Annotated in this window: 15 protein-coding genes and 1 tRNA gene; 7 read left to right on the forward strand and 9 right to left on the reverse strand. The window is 64.1% G+C overall.

All coding sequences use genetic code 11. The features are described 5' to 3' along the window. Positions 1-7: 7 nt before the first annotated feature. The 6 genes from QQL24_RS25380 to QQL24_RS25405 form a co-directional block, all read right to left on the reverse strand. Positions 8-1,585 carry a toll/interleukin-1 receptor domain-containing protein gene (locus QQL24_RS25380; RefSeq protein ID WP_284315089.1) on the reverse strand — a complete coding sequence of 526 codons (1,578 nt, stop codon included), beginning with the start codon at positions 1,583-1,585 and terminating at the stop codon, positions 8-10. A 150-nt stretch (positions 1,586-1,735) separates the two neighbouring features. Continuing rightward, positions 1,736-2,938 carry a tetratricopeptide repeat protein gene (locus QQL24_RS25385; RefSeq protein ID WP_284315090.1) on the reverse strand — a complete coding sequence of 401 codons (1,203 nt, stop codon included), beginning with the start codon at positions 2,936-2,938 and terminating at the stop codon, positions 1,736-1,738. A gap of 34 nt (positions 2,939-2,972) precedes the next feature. Continuing rightward, the gene (gene gor / locus QQL24_RS25390; RefSeq protein WP_284315091.1) at positions 2,973-4,334 is read right to left on the reverse strand and encodes a glutathione-disulfide reductase; all 1,362 of its coding nucleotides are present in this window, start codon (positions 4,332-4,334) and stop codon (positions 2,973-2,975) included. A 127-nt stretch (positions 4,335-4,461) separates the two neighbouring features. Then, positions 4,462-5,145: a DUF2059 domain-containing protein gene (locus QQL24_RS25395; protein WP_284315092.1), complete on the reverse strand. Its 684-nt coding sequence runs from the start codon at positions 5,143-5,145 to the stop codon at positions 4,462-4,464. Between the two features lie 20 nt (positions 5,146-5,165). Further along, positions 5,166-5,864 (reverse strand): ribose-5-phosphate isomerase RpiA, encoded by a 699-nt coding sequence (rpiA, locus tag QQL24_RS25400; RefSeq protein WP_284315238.1) that lies wholly within the window; start codon positions 5,862-5,864, stop codon positions 5,166-5,168. 197 nt (positions 5,865-6,061) lie between these two features. After that, positions 6,062-6,418: a hypothetical protein gene (locus QQL24_RS25405; protein ID WP_431310757.1), complete on the reverse strand. Its 357-nt coding sequence runs from the start codon at positions 6,416-6,418 to the stop codon at positions 6,062-6,064. Between the two features lie 169 nt (positions 6,419-6,587). Between QQL24_RS25405 and QQL24_RS25410 the strand changes: the two genes are divergently transcribed. Then, on the forward strand, positions 6,588-7,283 hold the full coding sequence (locus QQL24_RS25410; RefSeq protein ID WP_284315093.1) for an HAD-IA family hydrolase: 696 nt from the start codon (positions 6,588-6,590) through the stop codon (positions 7,281-7,283). Between the two features lie 161 nt (positions 7,284-7,444). Continuing rightward, a tRNA-Val gene (locus QQL24_RS25415) sits at positions 7,445-7,519 on the forward strand. Positions 7,520-7,571: 52 nt separating this feature from the next. On the opposite strand, the gene QQL24_RS25420 is transcribed toward QQL24_RS25415, so the two are convergent. The 3 genes from QQL24_RS25420 to QQL24_RS25430 form a co-directional block, all read right to left on the reverse strand. Then, positions 7,572-7,964 carry a response regulator gene (locus QQL24_RS25420; protein ID WP_284315094.1) on the reverse strand — a complete coding sequence of 131 codons (393 nt, stop codon included), beginning with the start codon at positions 7,962-7,964 and terminating at the stop codon, positions 7,572-7,574. After that, complete coding sequence (locus QQL24_RS25425; protein WP_284315095.1) at positions 7,961-8,362, reverse strand: response regulator; 402 nt, start codon at positions 8,360-8,362, stop codon at positions 7,961-7,963. Before QQL24_RS25425 ends, QQL24_RS25420 begins: the two co-directional genes overlap by 4 nt. Positions 8,363-9,168: 806 nt before the next feature. After that, entirely contained in the window at positions 9,169-10,110 is a 942-nt protein-coding gene (locus QQL24_RS25430) for a DMT family transporter (protein ID WP_284315096.1), read from the reverse strand. Positions 10,111-10,207: 97 nt separating this feature from the next. Here QQL24_RS25430 and QQL24_RS25435 point away from each other — a divergent pair, with 97 nt between their 5' ends. From QQL24_RS25435 to QQL24_RS25455, 5 genes are all read left to right on the forward strand, one after another. Beyond that, the gene (locus tag QQL24_RS25435) at positions 10,208-10,831 is read left to right on the forward strand and encodes a CGNR zinc finger domain-containing protein (RefSeq protein ID WP_284315097.1); all 624 of its coding nucleotides are present in this window, start codon (positions 10,208-10,210) and stop codon (positions 10,829-10,831) included. Between the two features lie 143 nt (positions 10,832-10,974). Beyond that, complete coding sequence (locus tag QQL24_RS25440; RefSeq protein ID WP_284315098.1) at positions 10,975-12,264, forward strand: glycerate kinase type-2 family protein; 1,290 nt, start codon at positions 10,975-10,977, stop codon at positions 12,262-12,264. A gap of 371 nt (positions 12,265-12,635) precedes the next feature. After that, a complete protein-coding gene (locus QQL24_RS25445; RefSeq protein WP_284315099.1) occupies positions 12,636-12,980 on the forward strand; it encodes a hypothetical protein in 345 nt (114 codons plus the stop codon). A 21-nt stretch (positions 12,981-13,001) separates the two neighbouring features. Continuing rightward, positions 13,002-13,244 carry a hypothetical protein gene (locus tag QQL24_RS25450; RefSeq protein ID WP_284315100.1) on the forward strand — a complete coding sequence of 81 codons (243 nt, stop codon included), beginning with the start codon at positions 13,002-13,004 and terminating at the stop codon, positions 13,242-13,244. 109 nt (positions 13,245-13,353) lie between these two features. Next, the gene (locus tag QQL24_RS25455) at positions 13,354-15,219 is read left to right on the forward strand and encodes an ABC transporter ATP-binding protein (RefSeq protein ID WP_284315101.1); all 1,866 of its coding nucleotides are present in this window, start codon (positions 13,354-13,356) and stop codon (positions 15,217-15,219) included. Positions 15,220-15,288: the final 69 nt, after the last annotated feature.

The raw sequence follows: 15,288 nt of genomic DNA on the forward strand, positions 1-15,288 counted from the left end.
GCTCCGGTCAGTGGGCAGAGAGCAACTGGTTCAGGTCATCTGGCTTCGGCGGCTCTTGATGAGTCGTCAGGTCGACGACGACGTCGATCTCGTCGCCCGAGCGGAAATCGACGAACATGCGTTTGGGCAGGCCCGGCGGAGGTCCGGCGATCAGGCCGCGCCAATCGAACATCCGGCTGCGGCCGAGCATTTTCCAGTCGGCCAGTTCGCTGGAGCTTGCCCGAACCCAGGTATCGGGCGCAGTAGCCCAGCACAGCAGCACGGAATCGCATTCGCGCAGATTGTTGTGATGGACCTGGCTGTTCTCGGCATCTGTACCGTCGATGGTCGGCCACATGGGAGTGAGGTTGCGTTGCTTCAGTGCCTTGGCGACGTTGTAGCCAAATTCGGCGTCCCTAGCGTCGTAATAGACATAGATGCGCGATTTCGGCTCCAGCTTGTCCAAGCCCCTGGCCCGGATCACCGGCGCTCCTATGAGATGGCCGAGGGCTTCGACGAAACGGCTGAGCGTCGCTCCCTCCACCACATCACCTTCGACATAGCCATCGAACTGGGAGAGAACGGCGAGCGGGTCGCGCTCGTTATCCCATTCACCGGCATTTGCGACCTTCGGTGCCCAGACGACGCGTTTGAAGGCGATGCCATCAGGCCTTTCGGAAGCCGGCACGGTGAGCGTCCGCGCTGCCCGTTGGAGCTGCAGCTTTGCAATCGGTTCCTGTCCCTCGGGCGCAAAGCCGGGCCGCTGGCCGAGCAGATGGATGGCGACATGGGCCTGCGCCAACGCCTTGTCGACGACATCGGTTGCGCTGGCATCGACAGGCAGGTCCGCCTTGGGATCGGGCACGATGCCATATCCGGCCCCGGTCAGCTCACGGACAAGCCGGCCATAGGCCTCGACCATGTCGCCGGCCGGCTTGGCGAGATAGACGATGCGCCGGTTCTGCGGGGGCTCATGAGCGGCAGCGAAGGGCTGGGGTGGCTGGGGTGGCTGGGGTGACGCCTCCGGATCCGGACGCCGTTCGCGATCGGCAAGGCGCGCAGCGCGGCGCAACAAGAAACCTGCGAGGGTAGTGACCTGTTCGAAATAACGAGCATCTCGCACCTTGCCGCGTGCGAAGAAGTCTTTCTCCGGCTCGATGTCGTCCATTTCCTGCCGAGCGTAGAAAAGATAGCCCACCTGGTTCTGCAGCAGCGCAGGGCGCTTGTCGGGATCGACATGGTTCTTGCCGATGATGATGATCCTCTCGCGTATGTTGGGATCACTCTTCCAGCGCTCGGTGAAGGCGGCGAGCTCGCCGCGGCAGTACTCGCTTTCCATCCAGTTGCGCGACAGGACGACGAGCAGCAGCGACGACTGGTCGATGGCACTGGTAATCGGAGTATCGAAAGGTTCGCCGCTGGCAACGCGGCGGATGTCGCACCAGATGGTGGGGCTGGGACCGCCCTTGTCCTGCCATTCATAAGCAATCTGCCCGAGCAAGGACGTGACGAAGCCCCGAGCCTCGCTGCTCTGCAATTCAGGCGGCAGCGCGTCGTCGTCGCGCGCATAGGACATGAAGATCTGGACAGGCTTTTCTGGCATCATCCGCCTCACTGCTGACGGACACGTAATCTATACGGAAAGTACTGTGGATTTCTCTTCCGCGCAATCAAACGGCCAATTTCTGGGGGCGGCGTTTCACACTGAGATCACGAATGGGCAGAATCGCTCGTCCGAACGGGATTTTCTGAAGACTTATCCGCCTTCCCGCCCCGCCAGCACACGGATCGCCTTCAGCGTCTCGCGATTGAGATCCCCGTTGATCCTTCCGCTGTAAAGTCCCCGGTCGGCCAGGATCGACTGGATGGCCATGCGAGTGTCGGGGGTCCAGCCCACCCAGTGATTGGTGAGCTGGTCGTAGGTGTAGTCGTTGCCGGCCGCAAGCGCACGCACCATCCATTGCGCCGCCAGCTTGTTATCGACGGGAACGCCGCGGCCATTGGCATAGGCGAAGGCAAGGCCCGCCATGCCGTCGGTGTTTCCGTGATCGGCCGCCTGCTGGTAGTAGGCCACGGATTTGGCTTCGTCCTTCGACACACCTGTGCCGTTGAGATAGGCGAAGGCAAGCTTGATCAGCGCGTCATCGTCGCCGTGGTCGGCGGCCTGCTGGAACAGGGTCACGGCCTTGGCCTCGTCCTTGGGTACGCCCTGCCCGTTCTGATAGAGCTGGGCGAGGTTGCCGGCGCCGGCGGGATCGCCCTTGTCGGCCGCCACCTGGAACTGGCGGGCCGCCTCGGCATAGTCCTGCGGCACGCCATCGCCGTCGCGATAGAGGAAGCCGAGATTGACATTGGCCGCCACCAGCCCCTTGGCCGCCGCCTGGCGATAGAGTTGGATCGCTTGAGCGGCGTCGGCAGGAACACCCCTGCCCGCCTGGTATTGAAAGGCGAGCGAGTTGAGGCAATCCGCATCGCCCTGGTCGGCGCAGAGCTTGAAGAGGCGGTTGGCCTCCTGGTCGTCGCGCGTCGTGCCGATGCCGTCGCGCTCGCGCACCCCGGCGGAAAAGGCCGCAATCAGGCTGCCTGTTTCGGCGGCCTTGCGATAGGACTGCAGGGCGAGCGTATCATTGCCGAGCTTTTCCTGCCCGCGGCCAAGCTGGTAGAACAAGCGCCCGATAGTGGGATAGCGGTCAGCGGCCTGCTGGCATTGCGCCACGGCCAGCGCCCCGTCGAGGCTTTCGAGGGGCACGCCATCGGCCACTTTCTGGCTGTCCTCGGGGCTCGCGGCAGTGCGGTCGCAATCGGTCACCGGCTCGATGTTCTGCGGCTTGGCCGGCTCAGCCCGCATCGGCCGGACATGTTTGCCATGCGGCGGGGTGAGGTTGAGAGCCGCCGCTGCCTGCAGCTGCAGGGTAAGGCCTATCGTTATGATGCCGAAGATCGCCGCAGCAGCCCGCATCACGCCCTCTCCAGCGCCATCCGCCCGAGATCCTTTAGCGCACTGGCGTGCGGAGCGTTACCAACTCCTCGGCAGCAGTGGGATGCAACGGCATCGTGGCGTCGAAATCAGCCTTGGTGGCGCCCATCTTGACACTGATGCCAAGAAGCTGCGCCATCTCAGCGGCGCCCTCGCCGACGATGTGCACGCCCCGAACCTTGTCGCTGACCTTGTCGACCACGAGCTTCATGAAGACGCGGTCGGCGCTGCCCGACAGGGTCGCCTTGATGGCGCGGAAGGAGGTCTGGAAGATCAGGACGCCGCCACCGCACTCCGCCCGCGCCTCGTCCTCGGTCAGACCGACCGTGCCCACCTCCGGCGTCGAGAACACGGCGCTCGGTACCAGGCGGTGATCGGCAAGCCAGGGCTTGTTGCCGAACACCGTATCGGCAAAGGCATGACCCTCGCGGATGGCGACCGGCGTGAGATTGATGCGGTTGGTGACATCGCCCACGGCCCAGATCTGCGGCGCGGTGGTACGCGACTGGTCGTCGACGGCAATGGCGCCGGCTGCATTCACCTCGACACCCACCGTCTCCAGGCCGAGGCCCTCGGTGTTCGGGCGGCGACCGGTGGCGATCATCACCTCGCCGACAATGCGGCTCTGGCCATTGGTGAGAACGGCCTTCTTGCACCCGGAAGCATCGGCCGCGATGCTGGCGAGATTGGTTCCCACGAGTATCTCGATGCCGGCGGCAACCATTGCCTCCGAAACGACGCGCCGTATATCCTCGTCGAAGCCGCGCAAGATGGTCTCGCCGCGATAGACCAGCGTCACCTTCACGCCCAGGCGTTGCAGGAGGCAGGCGAATTCCACCGCGATATAGCCGCCGCCTAGGATCAGCATGCTTTCCGGCAGCGACGGCAGGTCGAACACTTCGTTGGACGTGATGGCGAGGTCTGCCCCGGGAATGGCCGGCTTGATGGGTCGCCCGCCGGTGGCGACCAGGATCTTAGAGGCCGTGACGAGGCGCTCGCCATCGAGGCGGATCGTGTGGGGGCTGGTGATTACCGCCCGGGTCGGGAAGGTCGCGACCGAGGATTTCTCCAGATTGGAGGAATAGGCCCGCTCCAGCCGGCTGATCTCGGCTTCCTTGGCTGCGACCAGCCTGGCCCATGAGAATTCCGGTTCGGGCACGCTCCAGCCGAAGCCGGCGGCATCGCGGAATTCGTCGGCGAAACGGCTTGCCAACACATAGAGCTTCTTGGGCACGCAGCCGCGGATGACGCAGGTGCCGCCGACCCGGAACTCCTCGGCAATCGCCACACGCGCACCATGCGAGCCGGCGATACGCGCCGCGCGCACCCCGCCCGATCCCGCGCCAATCACGAAGAGATCATAGTCGAATTGCGACATGGCGGGGGCCTAGGGTCGGATGCCTTCAGAAAGAAGACATGCGTGGAGACGCGTTGCGGGAGAGCTGAAAATAAGAAGCGGGACTGAGCCGATCAATCCCGCTTCACGGCAATACTGCCATTCCTGATCAGGGGTTCTGCGCGGGAGCCTGCCCATTGCCGGCCGGCGGGGTGCTGCCCGGGGCGGTCGGAGCATTGCCTTGGGCGGTCGCGCCATCATCGGGTCCGCCGAGTTGGCCGCCGCGCTTCTGCACCTCCTGGCGCAGCCGCAGCATGATGCTGTCCTGCAGATCGCGCGTCCAGTTTCCGACGACTGGAACGGAATCACGCAGGATATTCTGCTGTTCCTTCGAGAACTTGGCACCCACCGGCGTCTGGTAGAACGTCACCAGTTGCTTGAGCTCGTCGTCGTTGAACTTCGTCGTGTAGAAACGGGCGAGCGCCTTGTCGAGATCGTCGCGCTTCTTGACGAATTCGGGGATCAGCGAGATGGCGGCATCGTTGATCATGCCGCGCAGTTCCGGCCGGCGGCTGGCATAGATCTGGCTCGCCTGGGTCATGAACTGGGGGATGATGTCGTCAAAACCCGTGGTCAGGCCCGAGACCTTCAGGAACTGGATGGCGAGGGCTAGGCGCTCGGCGCTGGGTTCGGGCTGGGTGGAGGCAGCCGGCGCGGCGGGGGCTCCAGCGGTCGGCACATCGGCTGCAGGCGCCTGGGTCGCATCCTGCGCATAGGCCGGCAGCACAGCAGAGCCTGCAAGCAAGCCCGCGACCACGGCGGCCAAGGCAAAAATACGGCGTTGACGAAGCATTATGGAACTCCCATCACAAGTCAGGCTGGCCCGATGAAGCGGACGCCCGCATTGCCGGCGACATAGGCGCCCTTGGCATATCCGAGAAACAATCCGTGTTCGACGACACCGGGAATGGTGGAAAGGCCGGCGGCCAGGGCAGCCGGATCGAGGATCTTTTCAAAGTGGCAATCGAGGATGTGGTGCCCGCCATCCGTGACGAAAACAAGGCCATCCGGCCTCGTGCGCAGAGTCAATGCACCGGAAAGGCCCAGTTTTGCCGCCGCCTTCTCGATGGCGACCCTGGTCGCGCCGAAACCGAACGGGGTGACCTCGACCGGCAATGGAAACCGCCCGAGAGTGGGCACGACCTTGGAATCGTCGGCGATGACGATCATGGCCTGGGCGGCCGCCGCCACGATCTTCTCCCGCAGCAGCGCACCGCCGCCGCCCTTGATCAGCGACAGGTTCGGCCCGATCTCGTCGGCGCCGTCGACGCAGAGGTCGAGTTCCGGCGTCTCGTCCAGCGTCGTCAGCGGAATGCCGAGGCCCTGCGCCTGGTCATGGGTGAATTCGGAGGCGGGGACGCAGAGAACGCGCAGGCCATCCCTAACCTTTTCGCCGAGCAGGTCGACGAAATGCTTGGCGGTGGAACCATGGCCGAGGCCCAGCCGCATGCCGCTCTCGACATGGGTGAGCGCGGCCCGGGCTGCTTCGCGCTTCATGTCGTCAGGGGTCATCGGCACGGCATTCCTCTCCAGGGTCAGGCGGCGTTATAGCGGCTTTGCCGCGGTTTGCATCAGTTAAGTTTGGGAATGTGGCGGGTAGGCACAGGGTTTTTCCCCGGGTGGGCAGACGTCGCGTCCGCCCCTTCCTCTCGTACAAGCGCCGCGTTTCGAGAATGTGGACTGGACGTTCGCGCACCCAGGAAGAACTCTCACCGCGCCGGCGGCGTGCAGATCACCTGATCCTTCCATACATAGCAGACACTCATCGCGCCGGTGCGCTGCTCGACGCGGAATACCGCGCTCTCCTTCTCATGGTTGGAGGCGATTAGCGTATAGTCCCCCGGCTCCTGCTTGCCGGCGCCCTCGCCCGGGGGAAAACACAGCGTCACGCCGCTATTGTCTTCCTTCACGCCATATTGACAGGCTCCTACCTCGCCCGTGAGCCGGTCGACGCGGTAGATACGGTTGAGGTCCTTTTGCGGCGCGGCCACGAACGCATAATCGCCCGCCAAGGCCGGCCCGCCTACTAGAAGAAGGACAGCAAGGCAGAAAGAACGGATCATCATGAGGCGGCTCTTCTTTTAAGGGACGGGCTGCTCGGTAACGCAGAGAATTGAACGAATCGGGATAGCAGGGCTATCCCGAATCGCAGGACCTTCTGGCGATCGCTTGCCAGCCGCTCGTGGCATTTTCCAGACCGGCCCGGAAATCAGCAAATCTTAGAGAGAATAGCGCATGCGGCCGCAAACGGTAATTTTCGATCTCGACGGCACTTTGGTCGACAGCGCGCGCGACCTCATGGGCACGCTGAACTTCATCCTCGCCCGCGAAGGTACTCCTGCTTTGCCGGTGGAGAAAGCCCATAGCCTGCTCGGCGCCGGCGCTCGTGCTCTGCTGGAGCGCGGCTTCGCGGCCAACGGCCAGGCGGTCGAGACCGCGCGCATGGATAGGCTCTACCGCGACTTCCTCGACCACTATAACGAGCACCTCGCCGACGAAACGGTGGCCTTCGAAGGGGTCGAGCCGGCCCTGGTGGCGCTGAAGGCGCGCGGCCTGATCCTCGGCGTGTGCACCAACAAGATGACGTCCCATTCCGTCCGCCTTCTCGAGGCACTGAAGCTCTCGCCCTATTTCAGCGCGATCTGCGGGCGCGACGCCTTCGCCTGGTTCAAGCCGGACGCCCGCCACCTCACTCTGTCGATCGCGGCTGCGGGCGGGGACCCGGCCAGTGCCATCATGGTGGGCGATTCCAAGACGGATATCGACACCGCCATCAGCGCCGGCCTGCCATCGGTGTGCGTTGATTTCGGCTATACCGACATTCCCGCCGTCGAGCTCGGCGCCACCCGGGTGATCTCGCATTTCAACGCGCTCATTCCGGCGATCGATGCGATCAATGCCCAGTACGCGAAACGGGTCGCAGCTTCCTGATCATCCCAAGCGGGCTCCCGATTGGGCAAGCGCATCGCGGCCGCAGAGAGGATCGGGCGGAGACGGCTATCCTCTTCGCTTTTCGATGCCGCCCCCGATATTTGACGCGACAACCGCTTGACAGCGCGCCCGGCTTTATACAAATAGGCGCTTCCCTTCGGGGGCGCGTAGCTCAGCGGGAGAGCACTCCCTTCACACGGGAGGGGTCACAGGTTCAATCCCTGTCGCGCCCACCATCAATCTCTGAAATCGGATCAGATAGCCATCGCCTGTTTTGCAGGCTGGCGTTCATTTGTCACTCTTGTCCCGTTGCCTCGCCGCCATCAGGCGTTTGATGTGCTCCAGGACGAATTTGTGATCATAGGGCCTGCCGAGAGCTGGCCCTTCTTCACAAAGATCGCCGGCCTTTTGCGCGGCCTTGGCCAGCGTACCGGCCAGCACGACCTCGCAGCCTGGCGTGTTGCTGCGCACCCAGGTGGCGAGCTCGAAGCCAGAGCGCTCCTCGGCGCTGACAGCGATCATCACGATATCGACAGGGATGGTGCCGTGCACAAGGAGCTCCCGCGCCTCGCTCGCCGCAGCCGCCTCCACGACACGGTAGCCGCATTCGCGCAGATATTCGGCGAGAGGCGTGCGGATAAGGATATCCCCCTCGACGAGCAGGATGCACGCCTCGCTCATGTGCGCCCTCCGGATGGCGAGACGCCGAGTGTCGAGCAGATCATCTCGACGGCCTGTTCCATGTCGTAGGGTTTTGGCATGAACTGGCCGATGCCCTCCGCCCCCTTCGGGCCGGTATTGCCGGAGGTGATGATGATGGGAAGCGAGGGGTTCTGTGCCCGCAGGCGGCGCGCCAGTTCGAGCCCGTTCATCGAGCCCGGCATCTGGATGTCGGTGAAGATGAGATCCACCATCCCGGCCGTCTTCAGATAGGACAAGGCTTCATCCGCACTGGTCGCCTCCACCACGGTAAGGCCTGCGGTCCTGAGTTCGTCGGAGAGGATGGCGCGGATCAGCGCTTCATCCTCCACCACGAGTATGCTGGGCCTTTTGTGCTGGGGCTCTGACTGGGGCACCATCAGTGAGTAATTCTCCGGGTCAGGCTGAAACCCGTGACAGGAGTGGGGGTTCCAACGGCTGGGGAAAATCAATCCCGCCCCTTAGACTTTCAGGCCCAAGTTCTACCGGACCCTAAGCAGATTTCGGAAAAGTGTCCCTCGGTTTTCCGGCAAGAATCCGCGATAAAACAAAGAATTATGCGGGCGAAGCATTGGCCTGCCAATGAAAGCCTGCCTAAACGGTTCCTCGCCGGCGCGGTTTCTTCGGACACGCCTGCGCAACCAAACCATTTCGTCACGAAAAAGAAAAAAATCCGTGAAATTTTTACAACCGCTAAGGAACTTTCATATCGACATGGCGTTGGACTGAGCATTCCAATGCGGAGGAACTCCCATGAAAGTACTTTTTGCCGCCGCCATAGTCGCAGGGGCGACATTTGCTCTCGCCAACTCCAGTTCTGCCATGCCGCTGGCACCACAGGACAATCCATCCTTGGTACAGACCGTGCGGGATCCTACCTGCAACGCCCCGCAGCGTAATGCACGCTGCAAATGGTACGGCATGCCCGGCGTCCACACGGGGCCGAAGTGGCTTCGCCAATCGCAGCCGGGGCATCACTACCATCACCGCAGGCATGTAAAGAAACCCATCGCGCACAAGTCGACGGCTCCAGCGCCAAACTCCGCAACACCCGCCCCCACAACGCCGACGCCTCAGACCACAACGCCTCCAGCCACAACGCCTCCGGCGCAGCAGCAGTAAGGAACGGGGTTGAAACGACAGGGATAAGCGGCCGATATTCAAGAGAATATCGGCCGCTTTCTTGTCAACCGCTGCCCACCGTGTTGGCGATGACCTTCTGCTTTCCTTCGAACATGGCGAGTCCGGCGGCAGTCAGCATGATACTCATGCCGATGATGTCGGGCAGCCGCACCTGTTCGCCGAAAGAGACCATGCCCAGCAACACCGCGATAACGGGCGAAACGAACGCGTAGCTTCCCGCGCGTGTGGCGCCAATGTCGCGGAGCAGGCGCATATAAATGGTATAGCCGAGCAACGATCCAAACAGCACCAGGAACAGCCAGCCCGCCCAGGCCGCCGCGCCCCATCGCCCCGCCAGGGCGGCGATGGCGCCGGGCTCGAAGGCGAGCGACAGCCCGAGCAGGATCGCACCGCCCATGAGAGTTGTGCTGGCCGCAATCAGAGCCGAGGGATAGAGGCGCAGCAGAGGTCGCGCGATGACGGAGCCCCAGCCATAGCTCACGGCCGCGGAGGCGACCGCACCGGCGCCCAGAAGGCGAAGGCCGGCAGCCTCACCCCGGTTCGACGACCAGCTTTGCCAAGCTGTCGGCCCGAACAGGATCACGAGGCCGACGATGCCGAGCAGGAGAGCGCCGAGCCGCCGCCGGTCGAAGCCTTCCTCGCCCAGAGCCAGGGCGAATCCCATCAGCGCGACCGGCGTCAGCGACATTTCCAGCACCGCACCCGTGCCGGAATCGACATGAACCATGCCCCAGAACAGCGCAGCATAACACAGGGTGATCATCAGGAGGCTGGTCGCCGCCAGGCGCGGCAGATCGGCGACGGCGATGCGAGGCAGCCCTTCCCCCAGCCATGAGATCACCAGGAGGATGGCGCCGGCGGTTATGAAACGGGTGCCCGCAAACAGCAGGGGCGGCACGGCTTCCACGCCTGCCTTGATACCGATCCAGGTGGTCTCCCAGATCGCGCAGAGCGCCAGGAAAAGCAACAGGTTGCGATTGGGCATCACGAGCCTCATGACAAACGAATGTAACGGTTATATATCATTATATACGTTACAACACACGCTTGAGTTTTTAGTTCCCATGCAGGAAGCTGAGCCCATGACGCCGCACACCGACATTGCCGCGATCCGCCTGCTGGGCGGGCACCCGGCGCTGGATTTCATCAACACGGTCGACGCCTGGCGCGACCGCTGGGGGCCGGATTTTCTGGTCCGCTATGAGGATCTGGTGGCCTGGGCTGAACGCGTCGATCTTGTCGGTGCCGGGCTCGCGGCAGTGTTACGCACCAAGGCGGCCAACGCTCCCGCTGAGGCTGAAGCTGCTCTGATGCGGGCACGGGCGCTGAGGCAGAGCCTCCATGCCCTCTTCCTCAGCGAAGCCGAGGCTGCGCCCCTGAATTCGGATGACGCGAAGCAGCTCAATGCCATCCTGCGCCAGGCCGGAGAGCATCGCGAGCTGCGGCAGGAGGCAGGCTCGTTTCACTGGGCCTGGCGTGACGAAGCTGATCTCGACGCCGTCCTCTACCGCGTCGCCTTCGAGGCGGCCGATCTGCTCGCCGCGCGCGCAAGCCGCCGCGACATACGCGAATGCCATGGCGTGAACTGCGGCTGGCTGTTCCTCGATACCTCGCGCAGCGGCCGCAGGCTATGGTGCTCGGAGGAGACCTGTGGCACAGCCATGCGCGTGCGCCGCTTCCGCCAGAAAGACAGGCCCGAAGCGTGAGCCGTCCTCTTCCACCAGGCGAAAATCATTGCAAGAAAATGCGATGGACGCGCTGGCTTGATCCCGCTTCCATGGGGTAATGCCAGACGTCGCATCGTTGCGCCGAAAACAAGCAAAGCGAGCCAGGGGAGCCCGACCACCTCATGCCGGATCATGCAGACACGCAGCGCGCCGTCCTCGATGCCATTTTCACGGGCGCCGTCGCCGCCTCCCATCCGGCCAGCTTCCTGCCTTCCCACTTGCCGTCCTTGCCGGCAACCGGGCGCCTGGTGATCATCGCGGCCGGCAAGGCCGGCGGCAGCATGGCCGAGGTCGCAGAAGCCCATTATGCCGGGCTCGGCCTGCCGACCGGACGTATCAGCGGCGTTGCGGTGGCGCGCCATGGCTATGGCCGCCCGCTCAAGACCATCCCGATGATCGAGGCCGGCCACCCCGTTCCGGATGCCGGCAGCGTGGAGGGCGCCACGCGCGCGCTCGAAGCCGCTCGCTCCGCCGGGCCTGACGATCTCGTCCTCGTGCTGCTGTCGGGTGGCGCCTCGGCCAATCTGGTGGCGCCGGCAGGCGATCTCACCCTCGACGACAAGCGTGCCATCACCCGCCACCTCCTGCGCTCGGGCGCGGCGATCGGCGAGATCAACGTAGTGCGCAAGCGCCTGTCGCGCATCAAGGGCGGAAGGCTGGCGCAGGCGGCCCACCCGGCACGGCTCCTGACGCTCGCCGTCTCCGACGTGCCGGGCGATGATCCCGCCATCATCGGCTCCGGACCAACCGTTCCGGATCCAGCCAGCAACGCCCAGGCGCTTGCCATCGCCGATCGTTTCAACACGCCGCTCGGCGCCGCGCGCAGCCTTTTCGAAGACGCAGGCAATGAGACGCCGAAACCGGGCGATGCTGTGTTTGCCAACAGCGAATTCCACATCGTCGCGACGCCCGCCCAGATGATCGCCGCTGCGATAGAGATAGCTGCGCAGCATGGCTATGAACCGGTGGTGCTCGGCGCCAATGTCGAGGGCGAGGCGCGCAGCGTCGCCGCCGACCAGGCGAAGCAAGCGAGAGCCTTGAAGGCGGCCGGGCGCAAGGCCGCTCTCATCTCGGGCGGCGAGCTGACGGTGACCATCACCGGCAAGGGCCGCGGCGGCCCCAACCAGGAATTCAGCCTCGCTCTCGCCCTGGCGCTGGGCGGCGAGCCCGGCATCAGCGCCCTTGCCGCTGATACGGACGGCACCGATGGCGGCGGCGGCCTCGCCACCGATCCGGCCGGCGCGATCATCGACCCCACCACCCTCGCCCGCGCGCGAGCCGGGGGCGTGGATCCGGAGGCCTATCTCGCCAACAACGACTCGACGGGCTTCTTCGAAGCCATCGGCGATCTCGTGGCGCCTGGGCCGACCTTCACCAATGTGAATGATCTGAGGGTGATTTTGGTTGGATAGGACCAGCGGGCGCGCTTGGAGAAAGAGGCGCGGGAAGCCTCCCCCACGAAGCTGGGGGAGGTGGCATTGCGAAGCAATGACGGAGGGGGGGTGGCCCGCTTGCGGACAAATAACCGGACAAGGCTCGGGTGCATCGAGAGAGGCTGAACCCTCTCCCTTTGGGTCGAGCCCGTCGGGCCACACCCCCTCCGAGCCGGCTTCGCCGGCCCACCTCCCCCAGCTCCGTGGGGGAGGCTCGCGTCGCGCTCTCCTCGGCCTCTTTCGTGCCTTTCCACACATCAAATATCAAAATACAAATTGCATTTTGAAATTTAATACTGTACACCTCCCTCCATCGGCGGCACCGAGCCGCCGGAGCAAGGAGACAGACCATGGGACACGGCAGATGGAACCCGCATGACTGGGCCAGCTACGCCGCCCGCAACACCAACGGACGCTCGGCCGCCGAGATTTTCTCGGCCCGGGGCATGCAGCCAGCCTTCGACCCCACCCGCATCGCCATGCGGGAATCCCGCGACAGACGCGAGAACCCGATCTCGACCGCGATCATCCTCGCCAGCGACGTTACGGGATCGATGGGCACGATCGCGGAAGTGATGATCCGCAGCGGCCTGGACACCACCATGCGTGAGATCTATGCCCGCAAGCCGGTGAGCGATCCGCATGTGATGGTGATGGCGGTGGGCGATGCCGAATGCGACCGCGCGCCCCTGTAGGCCACCCAGTTCGAGGCCGATATGGTCCCGCATCTCGCGATGACGTGCCTCGACCAGGTGGGTGAAAAACCGACCGTAATCGCAGATGGCACGGAACAGCGCGCCTCTCCGACAGGGCTCTCGGAGGCGGCGTTCCGTCTTACCGGCGCCCGCAGCCTCATCAGCAGCTACGGTCCCTGCCGGGCGAGTCTCGAAGGAGAGATTTTCGAACGGCGTGACGTAGCGCCGACAAATGCAGCCGCTGCGAAGATGGACGCGGCCTGAACAGCCAACGCTATTTCGGGAATCGGCGCGCACCATCATTTTGACCCAAGCTTATTGCCCTCTGGCCATGCCATTGCCATGTGCGAGTTGAATCAGGGTCACGTCCGTAATGCTGTCTCGCCTGTTCCGGCATCTCGAAAGCCGCATCGATGTCTTTGCACCGTTCGACGAGCACGAGACGCCGCCGACGGGCGTGTGGCGTTTCATGTGGCATCACCTGAAGGTGGTGAAGGGCTGGCTCGTGGCGATCATGGTGATCGAGCTTGCCTTCAGCGCCGTCGAGGCCTCGATCTATCTGATGGTCGGCTGGTTCGTCGACCTGCTCAACAAGCAGTCCGCCGAGACCCTCTTCCGCGACTTTGGCTGGCGTCTCGTCGGCGCCGCCTTGCTCATCGTGATCCTGCGGCCGGTCCTCTTCTTCCTCGTCCAGCTGGTGACCAACCAGATCGTGGTGCCATCTCTCACCAATCAGATCCGCTGGCGCAATCATGTCTATACGCTCGGCCATTCGCTGACCTATTTCCAGAACGATTTCGCCGGGCGCCTGTCCGCGCGCGTCATCCAGGCCGGCCAGTCGATCCGCTCTGCCGCCGTCGCGATGATCGGCGACCTCTGGTACGGCATCATCTTCGCTTCGGTCACCATCGGCTTCTTCAGCTCGGTCAGCATCTGGCTGACGCTGCCTGTCATCGTATGGTTCGTCGCTTATGCCACCCTGTTGCGTTTCTTCGTGCCGCGGGCGCTGGAGCGATCGGAAGCCAATTCGCTCGGCCGTTCCTCGGCGACGGGCCGCATCGTGGATTCGTACACCAACATCCTCACCGTGAAACTGTTCGCGCGCGGCGACCTCGAGCGTTCGGCCGTGCGCGAGTCCCTCAAGCGCTGGAACGATGCCTTCCTGGCGCTCCAGCGCCTGATCCTCGGCACCACTTTCCTGCTGCAGATCCTTAACAGCCTGCTGATCGTCAGCACGGCCGGCATCACGCTGCTGCTGTGGACTCGCGGCGCGATGACCGGCGGCATCGGTGCCGCAGGTATCGCCCTGGTGCTGCGCCTCGTCCAACTTTCGGGCTGGCTGATGTATCTGGTGCGCGACGTCTTCGACAATATCGGCACGGTGCAGGAGAGTATGCTCACCATCGCCAAGCCGCACGACCTCGTCGACGATCCGGATGCCGTAGCGCTCGCCGTACCGCGCGGCGGGATCGTCTTCGACCATGTGCGCTTCGGCTATGGCGGCGCCAGGCCGGTGTTCGAGGACCTGTCGCTCACCATCCGGCCGGGCGAGAAGATCGGCATCGTCGGCCCTTCAGGCGCCGGCAAGTCGACGCTCGTCAATCTGCTGCTGCGTCTCTATGCGATCCAGGGCGGGCGCATCCTGATCGACGGGCAGGACATCGCCGGTGTCACACAGGACAGCCTGCGCCGGCAGATCGGCGTGGTGACGCAGGATAATTCCCTGCTGCATCGCTCGATCCACGACAACATCGCCTATGGCCGTACGGAGGTCGACCGCGTGGCCATCGAAGAGGCCGCCCGCCAGGCCGCGGCGCATGAGTTCATCATCGGCCTCGGCGACCAGGACGGGCGCGCCGGCTATGAATCCCGCGTGGGCGAGCGCGGCGTGAAGCTCTCGGGCGGCCAGCGCCAGCGCATCACCATTGCGCGCGTGCTGTTGAAGGATGCGCCCATCCTGGTGCTGGATGAGGCAACCTCGGCGCTCGATTCCGAAGTGGAGGCGGCGATCCAGGGTCAGCTCAAGAGCCTGATGCAGCACAAGACCGTGCTCGCCATCGCCCACCGCCTCTCCACCATCGCGGAGCTGGATCGCCTGATCGTGCTGGATGAAGGGCGTATCGTTGAGGAAGGCCGGCATGAGGAACTGATTGGGAGGGGCGGGCTCTATGCGCGGCTGTGGAGCCGGCAGTCAGGCGGGTTCCTGGCGCTGGAGGATGGAGCGGCGGCGGCGGAGTAGCTGGGAGCGCGGACGTCCTCGTCCGCTCTTGAACCGCAGACGTTTCAAGGCATTAGGGACGGTCGTTAA

This window comes from Labrys miyagiensis (assembly GCF_030160835.1).
GTDB classification, from domain to species: domain Bacteria; phylum Pseudomonadota; class Alphaproteobacteria; order Rhizobiales; family Labraceae; genus Labrys; species Labrys miyagiensis.

Bases quoted from the DNA above. Each gene is read 5' to 3' on its own strand.
- QQL24_RS25395 (WP_284315092.1), bottom strand. From the start codon at position 5,145: ATGCTTCGTCAACGCCGTATTTTTGCCTTGGCCGCCGTGGTCGCGGGC.
- QQL24_RS25410 (WP_284315093.1), top strand. From the start codon at position 6,588: ATGCGGCCGCAAACGGTAATTTTCGATCTCGACGGCACTTTGGTCGAC.
- QQL24_RS25380 (WP_284315089.1), bottom strand. From the start codon at position 1,585: ATGATGCCAGAAAAGCCTGTCCAGATCTTCATGTCCTATGCGCGCGAC.
- QQL24_RS25435 (WP_284315097.1), top strand. From the start codon at position 10,208: ATGACGCCGCACACCGACATTGCCGCGATCCGCCTGCTGGGCGGGCAC.
- QQL24_RS25450 (WP_284315100.1), top strand. From the start codon at position 13,002: ATGGTCCCGCATCTCGCGATGACGTGCCTCGACCAGGTGGGTGAAAAA.
- rpiA (WP_284315238.1), bottom strand. From the start codon at position 5,864: ATGACCCCTGACGACATGAAGCGCGAAGCAGCCCGGGCCGCGCTCACC.
- QQL24_RS25455 (WP_284315101.1), top strand. From the start codon at position 13,354: ATGCTGTCTCGCCTGTTCCGGCATCTCGAAAGCCGCATCGATGTCTTT.
- QQL24_RS25420 (WP_284315094.1), bottom strand. From the start codon at position 7,964: ATGAGCGAGGCGTGCATCCTGCTCGTCGAGGGGGATATCCTTATCCGC.
- QQL24_RS25430 (WP_284315096.1), bottom strand. From the start codon at position 10,110: ATGCCCAATCGCAACCTGTTGCTTTTCCTGGCGCTCTGCGCGATCTGG.
- QQL24_RS25385 (WP_284315090.1), bottom strand. From the start codon at position 2,938: ATGCGGGCTGCTGCGGCGATCTTCGGCATCATAACGATAGGCCTTACC.
- QQL24_RS25440 (WP_284315098.1), top strand. From the start codon at position 10,975: ATGCCGGATCATGCAGACACGCAGCGCGCCGTCCTCGATGCCATTTTC.
- QQL24_RS25405 (WP_431310757.1), bottom strand. From the start codon at position 6,418: ATGATGATCCGTTCTTTCTGCCTTGCTGTCCTTCTTCTAGTAGGCGGG.
- QQL24_RS25425 (WP_284315095.1), bottom strand. From the start codon at position 8,362: ATGGTGCCCCAGTCAGAGCCCCAGCACAAAAGGCCCAGCATACTCGTG.
- QQL24_RS25445 (WP_284315099.1), top strand. From the start codon at position 12,636: ATGGGACACGGCAGATGGAACCCGCATGACTGGGCCAGCTACGCCGCC.
- gor (WP_284315091.1), bottom strand. From the start codon at position 4,334: ATGTCGCAATTCGACTATGATCTCTTCGTGATTGGCGCGGGATCGGGC.